10 protein-coding genes are annotated in these 9,836 nt (G+C 62.0%); 4 read left to right on the forward strand and 6 right to left on the reverse strand.

Annotated elements, in window-relative coordinates; all coding sequences use genetic code 11:
* Positions 1-67: 67 nt before the first annotated feature.
* The 6 genes from FJ950_RS28045 to FJ950_RS28070 form a co-directional block, all read right to left on the reverse strand.
* The gene (locus tag FJ950_RS28045; RefSeq protein WP_140620300.1) at positions 68-1,063 is read right to left on the reverse strand and encodes a glycosyltransferase family A protein; all 996 of its coding nucleotides are present in this window, start codon (positions 1,061-1,063) and stop codon (positions 68-70) included.
* A gap of 961 nt (positions 1,064-2,024) precedes the next feature.
* Positions 2,025-3,146 carry a pyrroloquinoline quinone biosynthesis protein PqqE gene (gene pqqE, locus FJ950_RS28050; protein WP_140620301.1) on the reverse strand — a complete coding sequence of 374 codons (1,122 nt, stop codon included), beginning with the start codon at positions 3,144-3,146 and terminating at the stop codon, positions 2,025-2,027.
* On the reverse strand, positions 3,143-3,439 hold the full coding sequence (gene pqqD, locus FJ950_RS28055; protein ID WP_140620303.1) for a pyrroloquinoline quinone biosynthesis peptide chaperone PqqD: 297 nt from the start codon (positions 3,437-3,439) through the stop codon (positions 3,143-3,145). Before pqqD ends, pqqE begins: the two co-directional genes overlap by 4 nt.
* Entirely contained in the window at positions 3,436-4,194 is a 759-nt protein-coding gene (pqqC, locus tag FJ950_RS28060) for a pyrroloquinoline-quinone synthase PqqC (RefSeq protein WP_140620305.1), read from the reverse strand. The genes pqqD and pqqC overlap by 4 nt, the downstream gene beginning before the upstream one ends.
* Complete coding sequence (pqqB, locus tag FJ950_RS28065) at positions 4,191-5,129, reverse strand: pyrroloquinoline quinone biosynthesis protein PqqB (RefSeq protein ID WP_140620307.1); 939 nt, start codon at positions 5,127-5,129, stop codon at positions 4,191-4,193. Before pqqB ends, pqqC begins: the two co-directional genes overlap by 4 nt.
* Positions 5,130-5,245: 116 nt before the next feature.
* The gene (locus FJ950_RS28070; RefSeq protein ID WP_140620309.1) at positions 5,246-5,341 is read right to left on the reverse strand and encodes a pyrroloquinoline quinone precursor peptide PqqA; all 96 of its coding nucleotides are present in this window, start codon (positions 5,339-5,341) and stop codon (positions 5,246-5,248) included.
* A gap of 739 nt (positions 5,342-6,080) precedes the next feature.
* On the opposite strand from FJ950_RS28070, the gene FJ950_RS28075 reads away from it, so the two are divergent.
* From FJ950_RS28075 to FJ950_RS28090, 4 genes are read left to right on the forward strand one after another with little or no spacing between them, the layout of a single operon-like run.
* Positions 6,081-7,301: an ABC transporter substrate-binding protein gene (locus FJ950_RS28075; protein WP_140620310.1), complete on the forward strand. Its 1,221-nt coding sequence runs from the start codon at positions 6,081-6,083 to the stop codon at positions 7,299-7,301.
* Positions 7,289-8,251 carry a PQQ-dependent catabolism-associated beta-propeller protein gene (locus tag FJ950_RS28080; RefSeq protein WP_140620312.1) on the forward strand — a complete coding sequence of 321 codons (963 nt, stop codon included), beginning with the start codon at positions 7,289-7,291 and terminating at the stop codon, positions 8,249-8,251. Before FJ950_RS28075 ends, FJ950_RS28080 begins: the two co-directional genes overlap by 13 nt.
* Positions 8,248-8,973, forward strand: coding sequence for an ABC transporter ATP-binding protein (locus FJ950_RS28085; RefSeq protein ID WP_140620314.1), 726 nt, complete (start codon positions 8,248-8,250; stop codon positions 8,971-8,973). The genes FJ950_RS28080 and FJ950_RS28085 overlap by 4 nt, the downstream gene beginning before the upstream one ends.
* Positions 8,970-9,776, forward strand: a complete 807-nt coding sequence (locus FJ950_RS28090; protein ID WP_140620316.1) for an ABC transporter permease — start codon at positions 8,970-8,972, stop codon at positions 9,774-9,776. The genes FJ950_RS28085 and FJ950_RS28090 overlap by 4 nt, the downstream gene beginning before the upstream one ends.
* The last annotated feature ends 60 nt before the right edge of the window (positions 9,777-9,836 follow it).

Below are 9,836 nucleotides of genomic sequence, written 5' to 3' on the forward strand. Positions count from 1 at the left end.
ACGGTCGGCCCAGCCCAGGCTGGCGCCGCCGCCAGGCGAAAGAGCCGCCGCAATCGCACGACCATTCTCACCAGATGCTCTCTGCGTAGTGGGGTTGGAACTCGGCGTTCTTGTTTCGCATCCCTTTCACTCGGATTTTGACCCACCGAGGGACCAGTCTGGCACGGCAATAAATGTCCATCATTCTTGGCAGGCGAGAAATCGCCGTCCCTGGCTCCATAAGGAAGAGTTTCTTCATCAGGCCATACGCTGCCGAAAGCCGCCCGGAGATCAAGGCTCTTACGGCGAGCCAATGCAGCATGTCGATCAGATGATCGTCGAGATCGTCCCCGAACTGCGGGTACTTCTGGCGAAACTCGGCAAGGACAATTTCACAAGAACGAAGCATCTGCATGACATCGCTCGACATGTTGGCGTTCGTCATCCGGTAACCCACCAGGTACTGAGGGACGACGCGAAACTCGTACCTTTCGGCTATTCTGAGGCACATCAGCAGATCCTCGCAGCCTTGTGCGTTCCTGGCCCTCAAGGAAGGGTCGAAGCCTCCCGCTCGCTCGAACGCGGCGCGTCGGACCAGCATTGAACTTCCGTTGCCAACAAAATTCGTCCTGCACATGCGTTGGAGCACGCGACCCTCGGCATCGGGCCGGTTATGCAATGAGAATACCCGGCCGTCGCCGTCTATATCGGCGAACCAGCAATATGCCAGGCCTGCCGAAGAGCCGCCTTGCTGTAAGGTGCACATCTGAAGCGCGATTTTGGATGGGGCCCAAAGATCGTCGGCGTCCACAAACGCCAGGAACTCCGCATCGGTGGAAGCAACTCCACGATTGCGCGCATTCGCAACGCCGCCGTTCGACTGCGTTATCAGGCGGATACGGCTATCCTGTTCAGCATAGGAGGCCACAATCGAGGCAGAAAGGTCCGTCGACCCGTCGTCGACGACGACAATGTCCAGCGCCTGGTATTGTTGCCCGCAGATGCTGTTCAGGGTCGCGCGAATCGTTCGTTCCGCATTGAACATCGGCACCACGACGCCCACCGTGGCATTGTCTTTGATCATGGGCCTCTGTTGTCTCCGCAAACAGTTGGCTAGCAGGCATTGTAACCGGGCGCCCGGCGAGCCTCTCCGCGACACGCACCCCCTAGGCTCGATGGCTCTGCCGACTACGCCGTCGTGCGGGAACCTGGAAGTGTGAGTCACGGCGGCATGCTGCACTGCAACACAAAATTACACCGCAATGCGCAATATTGCTAATTTAATCATCTCTAAAGTCCGGTTTGCAGGATCAGTTTTTCTTACGGCCCGAAACAGCGCTTGAACCGCCAGCGCGCGCCGTTACCGCGAACGCCGCCGTCCGGCGCGGCGTCCCGCCCACCGCTAAGCTGAGATTGGCTGTTCAAGAGGCGGGCGTCTTACTACGCAGCCTTTAACTGACCGGGATCCTGATGAGGTACTGGCGCGTCTTCACGAGCCAACCTCAGCGACCGACATAAAGCTCCGACCTGCCTTGCGACGCCAATGCGCGACGGAGAAGAGATCGGCAGGGCTGCAATGAGAGACAGGACTCACCCGCAGCCGCACTCAAGCCGCGACGGTTAGCCGAGAGAGGAGGAGAGGGCGCTACTGGTTGTCTGCCTATCCTGCGGGCGAAGGCGATCGCCATAGCATCGTGGCTGTGTGGACTGGCGTCATTCGAATAGACGAGTAGGGTTCGCCATGGCACCGCATCAAGCAAACCCGCCGCGTGGCCATCGTTTCTGCGCGAGAAACGCGTGCTCCAGGGGGCAGCGAGGTGCGGGGCCTGCACCTAGGAGAGAGAAGGCTCGAGCCGGCCAAGCTGTCCGCGTGGCTAGAAGCGCGGAGACATCTGAGAGCGCTGCGTTCGCCCGAACGAGCCGAACCATCGGATGGCGACCATCCACCCCCGGATGACGGTGATCCTGGCGTCGCCCTGCGTGACCCTATGCAGGACCGGCGTTGGTTCACATCGAGTTCCTGAGATCGTTCCGCGGACCTATGTTCACGCAATGTCATTCACGATTCCTATCCGGCGATAGATGAAAGCTTCGTCCCCTGCGGCATTGGCGACGTTGCGCCGGGTTTCATCGACCAGCGCTGCCATGCGCGCGTGTGCCTCCGACTTGATGCAGACCGGATCTGTCGCAGCGGCATCGCCGACAATCGCCAACGCCTGACATCTGCAGCCGCCCCAATCGATCTCACGCCGCTCGCAGCTTCGGCATGGCTCCTGCATCCATTCGGTGCCGCGAAAGGCATTGAATGCGGGTGAAGCGGCCCAGATGTCGGCCAGCGGTTTCGCTCCAAAACGTTCGAAGCGAAGCGAAGGAATCGTCTGCGCGGCGTGGCACGGCAATACAGTACCGTCCGGGGTAACCACTAACGCGTCGCGCGCCCAACCGCCCATGCATGGCTTGGGATATGTGGCGAAATAATCCGGCGTGACAAAATCGATGTTCATAATGCCGGCGAGCCTTTCGCGCGCGGCTGCGACGATGTCCGCCTGCCGGTCTATCGCGCCACATTCGGGCATCAGCATATCGCGATTGGCCAGCGCCCAGCCGGCATACTGCACGTTGGCGATCTCGAGCCGGTCGGCGCCCAAGGAAAGAGCCAGATCGATGAATTCGGGTACCTCCTCGATGTTGTGACGATGGATCGGTGCGTTGATGGTGAGTGGCAGCCCGGCCGCGCGGGCGCGGTGTGCCGTCTTCAGCTTCTTTTCGTGGCTGCCGCTGTGGTTGGCGACACGGTCGGTGGTCGGCTGACGGGCACCCTGAAAGCTCAGTTGCAGGTGGTCGAGACCGGCTTCGGCAAAGGCTTCAATACGGCCTTCGGCAATGCCAACACCAGCGGTGATGAGGTTGGTGTAGATACCGCGCGACGAAAGCGCGGCGATCAGTTGCTCAAGGTCGCGGCGAAGCGTCGGCTCGCCGCCGGACAGGTGCACCTGGAGAACGCCCAGATCGGCGGCCTGCGAGAACAGATCGAGCCAGGTCCGCGTGTCGAGCTCCCGATTGGCCTTCAGCAATTCGAGCGGATTGGAGCAGTAAGGGCATTGCAGCGGACAGCGATGCGTCAGTTCCGCCAACATGCCGATCGGAGGCAGGAGAGGCTCGCTCATAGTTTCACCAGAAGCTTGTCCGACCATTCCTGCAGGAAGGCGATGACGTCGGCCGCTACCGCATCCTGACCGGCGTCATAGTCGGCCGCAAGGTCGGCGATGATGTGGCCGACCGTGGATCTCCCGTCGCAGCGGCGCAAGATGTCGAGGCTGACCTCGTCCGGCCAGAAGACTTTCTCCGGCGAAAGCACGGCGAAGGCCCGCCGCACAGGGTCGTACTGGATGCGAACATGCTTCGGCAGTGACGGCGCCGATCGCAACGACACGATGGTTCTTTCGCGCAGTCCCGTCATGAGGCCGCCTCCGGGCGGAAGGCGCCGGGCGGTATGTTTCCAGGCGCGCCATAGGCATGCTGAAGTGCGTCGAGCATCGCCCACAATATGTCGCATTTGAACACCAGCGCATCGATCGCCTGCTGCTGACGTTCGGCCGTGTCGGCATGTTCTAGCACGTAGGCGAGCGCGAAGTCCGCGTCGCGTGATGCCTGTTCGGGCCGCCAGCTGAAATAGGCCAGCGTGTCTTGCGTAATGTAGTCGTATCTGGCCAGCATCGCCGGCACTCGTTCGCCGATGATGCGGGGCGAGAACATCTCCGTGAGTGACGATGCGACCGCCTCGAGCAGCGTACGGTTGGTGCAGAAGGAAAGGTAGGCGCCCACCGCGAAACGGGTCGCCGGCAGCGCCAGACGCTCGCTCCTGACCGCTTCGGCGTCGAGCCCCAGTGCGGTGGCCAGATGCAGCCAGCGCGCGATGCCGCCGCTCCAGCCGTCGTCGCCGTCATGATCCTCGATGCGTTTGCGCCACGCGGCGCGAAACGCCGGATCTTCGGCACGCGCCAGGATCATGGCGTCCTTGCGCGGAATGACGGCCTGGTAGCAATAACGGTTGAGCGCCCAGGCCTGCATTTCGGCTTTCGACAGAGCGCCACTGGTCATACTGTGATGGAAAGGATGTCGGTTGTGATAACGTTCTTCACCGACCTGCCGCAGCACGGCTTCGAACTCGCTCCTGGACAGGCCATCTTTCGCAGCCTCGTGGAACTCGCTCAAAATTCCATCTCCATCCCATCGCTGGCGACTTCCCAACCAGCCACTCTGACCGCCGCGTGTTCGGCGGAATTCTCGTCGAGAACAGGATTGGTGTTGTTGATATGGATGAAGATACGACGGCCGATTTTCACATCGGCTAAGCCGGCAATCGAGCCCTCCTCTCCAGACATTGCGATGTGCCCCATGCGCGCGCCGGTTTTCTGGCCGACGCGGGCAATAATCATCTCGTCGTCCGTGTAGACGGTGCCGTCGAACAGAAGGCAGGCGGCATCAGCAACACGAGTGCGCAGGGCGGCATCGATGCGCGCGCAGCCCGGAATGTAGAAGATGGCGCCGCACCTGCCGGTCGCAGTGATGCGGACTCCGATTGTGTCACCCCGGTCGGAACTGAAATCGGCGCTGGGACCGGCCTTTTGCTCGAGGTAGAGCGCGATCTTCCCAGGTACGGGAAAGCTGTCGACCACAACGCCAGTTTCGCGGCCATACGCGTCGCGGATCGCCAGTTCGCCCGTTGGCCCCAGCAGGCGCCGAGATACGATCGACGGATCGAGAACGTTGAAAATCGAATTCGCCTCCAGCGTCTCCAGCACCTGTGCTGTTCCATAGATTGCGAAAGGCTGTCGTTCACGCAGGCTGAGCAGGCCGGCGACATGGTCCACGTCGGCGTTGGTCAGCACCACGGCGCGGATAGGCGTCGAGCGCGGCGGCGCATCGGCTGGCGGCTGCAGTTCAGGCGTTTGCGCAATCTGTTGGCGAATGTCGGGCGACGCATTGAAGAGAACCCAGCCTGCCCCGTCACCCGACACGGCAATGGATGATTGGGTTCGTGGACGAACGCCGGGCATCCCGCTGCGAGCCGCGCGGCTCAAACGATAATTACAATTCCACTGCGGAAAGCCGCCTCCCGCCCCCGATCCGATGATCTTCACGAGCATACCATCGCTCCGAAGCCCTATGGAACTAGCAGGACGTTCTCAAAAGCAACCGCGTCCAATTTTCCTACGGACAAGGCATTGCATGCCGCCGTTGAAGGGCACATGCAATTTGCAGCCTACTTCTTGGGCGGATTTTCTGCGGGCAGGTATCGCGAAATCTCTAAACCGGCGGCGACCTGACACATGGTCGGTTTCTTCCAGATCTTCTTCATCGCGTTCTCCTCTTGCGCCGGCCGAACGGGCCGGTCACGCTATCGATGCCATTACCTGACAATGGGCACTCTTGGAGGCTACAACGTGTTGCAGCTTCAGTTGTTCCTTCATCACCAGCCCGGTTTTCGAATGAACCAGCCTTAACTTTCCTCGAACAGGCGTGAAATGTCGAGCGCAACCGGTAATCCGATTGGAAAATATGAATGCGGTCACGCCTCGTGCGTTTCATAGTGATGCATGCCAAAGGCCCGAGCTAGTCGGGCGGCTGGCTTCGGTCCCTGCCAAAGAATCGCGCAATGCGCGTGTCAAAGCTTCACGCCGGGTGGCCAGATTTCAAGCGCGCCGTAATCGCGCGTTGCCACCGTGTCGTAGTGAACGGTCAAAAGCACCGTCGACCGACCGGTGCCGAGAAGGAGCATCGCCACGCTTCATGATCGTTCCTGATAGAATTGAAACGCTTGCAAAGCTAGACCAGCTGGGCGCAGGCCCGCCGGTAGCCGCAAGCGAGAAGCGGTGAGAGCAGGCGTGCCGCTCAGGGGACCGGCTGCGACTTGGGAAAGAGCGCGGCCAAGGAACAATCGGAATTTCCAGCAGTTGGGGTCGGGTCGGTCCTCCCTCTACCGGTCCAAGGCATGGAGAGCCCGCCCCAAATGCGGAAATGGGGCGGGCTCACTTTGTTGGAATCCAGGAACATTCCTTTGTCCAAAATATTAGGGTCGCTTCCATCCTGGAGCGCACATGCCGATTATTGACGTCCCACTTGGCTTGCCCGCCTTGGGCCGAATGAGGCTGGCGCTGACATTTCTCGTGCTGCTCGCTTTGGTCGCGCCCGGGCTTGGCGAGCCCCAGACGATGGTGATCGGCTATCTCGGCGAACAGCGCAAACCGCCTCTGCCGCTCGGGCCACTGGACGAGGTCGTCACCGACGACGGCCTGCAAGGTGCCCGGCTCGGCATCGCCGACAATGCCAGCACCGGCCGCTTTCTCGGTCAGCAATTCCGGTTGCAGGAAATCACCCTCAAGCCCGGCGAGATGCCAGCCGAAGCGGTCAAGGAATTCGCGGCCGCCGGCATCAGCTTCCTCATCGCCGATCTCGATGCCGCCCGTTTGCTGCAGGCGAGCGACGCTCCAGGCGCCGAGAGGATGACGCTGTTCAACAGTCGCGCTCCTGACGAGCGGCTCCGCCAGGAGGATTGCCGCAAGAACGTGCTGCACACCGTTCCGAGCCGCGCGATGCTCGCTGACGGGCTGGCGCAATATCTCGTCTGGAAGCGCTGGCAGCACTGGTTCCTGCTGGTCGGGGCGCATCCCGAAGACCAGGCGATGGCGGTTGCCTTTCGACGCGCGGCGACGCGTTTCGGAGCAGAGATCACCATCGACCAGCCCTGGACGTTCAGGCCCGCCAACGGGCGCGCCGATACCGGACATGTCACGCTGCAGACCGAGATTCCCGCTGCCACGCAGGTCAGCGACTATGATGTGCTCGTCGTTGCCGACGAGGCGGACGAGTTTGGCGCCTATCTCGAAGGCCGAACCGCATTTCCGCGGCCGGTCGCAGGGACGCAGGGTCTGGTCGCGACCGGCTGGAGCGCGGTCAACGAAGAGTGGGGTGCCACGCAACTCCAGGATCGCTTCCACAAGCAGGCCGGGCGCTGGATGCTGCCCAGCGACTACGCCGCCTGGCTCGCCGTGCGAAGCATCGGCGAGGCGGCAACGCGCCTGCACAGCCTCGATCCGATTGCGATCGGAAAGTATCTCCGCAGCAACGATTTCCTGCTCGCCGGATTCAAAGGACAGGGGCTGAGTTTCCGTCCCTGGAACGGCCAAATGCGCCAGCCTATCCTGATCGCGGGCCCTCGGCTGCTCGTCTCCAACTCGCCACAGCCGGGTTTCCTGCACCAGCGAACGCCACTCGATACTCTGGGGATCGATCTGGAGGAGAGTACATGCAAGTTCTGATCGATGTTATCCTTGCAATGTTGATTCTCGTTCCTCCCGCCTCGGCTGAGACGATCTACGTCTCCAATGAACAGGACAACACCGTCGCGGTCGTCGACGGGGCGGCCATGACCCTGCAGACAACCATCGATGTCGGGCGGCGTCCGCGCGGGATGGCGCTTTCGATCGACAAGAAGACGCTGTTCGTTGCCGAAGGCGACGACAACCGCATCGATGTGATCGATCTCGCCAAACGGCAGGTGGTTGGTCGGTTGCCTTCGGGCGCCGATCCGGAATTCTTCGTTGTCCATCCGGACGGCAAGCGGCTCTTCGTGGCCAATGAAAATGACAATCTGGTTTCGGTCGTCGATATTGCGGCAGGTAAGGTCACAGGCACCATCGACGTCGGCGTGGAACCAGAAGGCATGGCAGTCAGCGCCGATGGCCGCACGGTCGCCTGCACTTCGGAGACGACGAGCATGGTTCATCTCATCGATGCCGGCACACTTGAGCTCATCGACAATCTGCTGGTCGACACGCGGCCGCGCGCGGCGGCGTTTTCGCGGGACGACAAGCAATTGTGGGTGTCGTCCGAAATCCGGGGCACCGTCGCCGTCTTCGATACCGCTACACGCGCTGAAACTGGCAAGATCGAATTCGAGGTGCCGGGTATCCGGCGCGAGGGGGTGCAAGCGGTTGGCATTGAGATGTCGCGCGACGGCGCGACCGCCTATGTGGCGCTCGGCCCGGCCAACAGGGTTGCAGAGGTCGACACCAAGACGCTGGCGGTGCGGCGCCTCTATCTCGTCGGCCAGCGTCCGTGGCATGTAGCGCTATCGAACGACCAGAAGCGTCTGATCAGCGCCAACGGCAACTCGGGCGACATCTCCTTCATCGACCTTCACGATCAGGAGGTGGTGAAATCACTGCCGGTGGGGCGCGGTCCGTGGGGCGTCGTGATTGGCCCATGAACGCCCTGTCAGTCGAGGATCTAGGTCACAGTTTCGGAAGCCGGCGGGTTCTCCAGGGCGTCTCGTTCGCGGTGGCTGAAGGCAGGATGTGTATCCTGCTTGGACGCAACGGCGCCGGCAAGACGACCTTGTTCTCGCTGATCACCGGTCTCTACCACGCGCGCGTAGGATCAGTGCAGGTCTTCGGCCAAGCCATGAATGCCAATCCTTCCGCCGCGCTCGCGCAAATGGGCGTCGTCTTTCAATTGCCGACTCTCGACCTCGATCTGACGGCCGGCGAGAACCTGCGATACCATGCGGCCCTGCATGGGCTTCCCACGGAGCTGAGCAAGGAGCGCTCCAGGGAGGAACTCAGCCGCCTGGAGGTGCTGGACAGGATCGACGATCCCGCCCGCGCGCTGTCCGGCGGCCAGCGCCGGCGCGTGGAGATCGCACGGGCGCTGATGCATGGTCCGCGCCTGCTGCTGCTCGACGAGCCTACCACCGGGCTCGACGTGCCAGGACGGCGCGCGCTTGAACAGCATATGAGAAAGCTTTGCCGAGAGCGTGGCATTGCCGTTCTGTGGGCAACGCATTTCCTCGAAGAGGTGGCGGCCGACGATGATGTCGTGGTGCTGGATCAGGGCAGGGTATGCTGGGCCGGCGGCGCGGATCGCATCGCGCCCGAGCTTGATGTCGAAACCATCGCGGGGGCATTCGCCGTGCTGACGGGCTCGCCATGAAAGTCCACCACGCATTGCGCGCGCTCGACGGCATCTTGCGGCGGGAGATGTTGCGAACGCTTCGGCAGCGCGGCCGGCTGCTCTCGGCGATCATACGGCCTTTGGTCTGGCTCGCCATCTTCGCCGCCGGCTTCCGTTCGGTGCTTGGCCTGTCAATCACGCCGCCCTATCAGACCTACGTTCTCTACGAGGTCTATGTCGTCCCCGGGCTGGCGGCCATGATGCTGCTCTTCCATGCCATGGCAAGCTCGCTGGCGATGGTCTACGACCGTGAGATGGGCAGCATGCGCCTGTTGCTGACGGCGCCGCTTCCACGCTGGTATCTGCTTGCCGCGCGGCTGCTGGCGAGCGTCATCGTCGGTCTGCCGCTGGTCTATCTGTTCTTGCTGATCGCGCGTTATTGGGACGTGCGCCCGCCGTTTCTAGGCTACCTCGCCGTGTTTCCGGCGCTGGTCCTGTCAGGCCTGATGCTGGGCGCGTTCGGGTTGCTGGTATCGTCCGTTTCGACGCAGATGGAGAACTTCGCCGGCGTGATGAACTTCGTCATCTTCCCGACGTTCTTCGCCTCGACGGCGCTTTATCCGATATGGCGGCTTGCCGAGGCGGGGCCGGTGCTGGCTACGATCGCCGCATGGAACCCGTTCAGTTCGGCGGTCGAACTGATACGCTTCACGCTCTATCTGCGCTTTGATCCCGTTTCCGCCCTTGTCGTTCTCGCCTGCCTCGTCGTGTTTTTCCTGGCGGCAGTGGTCGGCTACGACCCCGGCCGCGGCCTGTGGTCCCGGGGCGGCGGCGAGGGCTGATCATTTCAGGGCGTAGAGGTAGGCAGCGATATCACGCGCCTGCTGCTCTGTGATCCCCGT

The sequence above is a fragment of the Mesorhizobium sp. B2-3-14 genome (genome assembly GCF_006442175.1).
Classification (GTDB): domain Bacteria; phylum Pseudomonadota; class Alphaproteobacteria; order Rhizobiales; family Rhizobiaceae; genus Mesorhizobium; species Mesorhizobium australicum.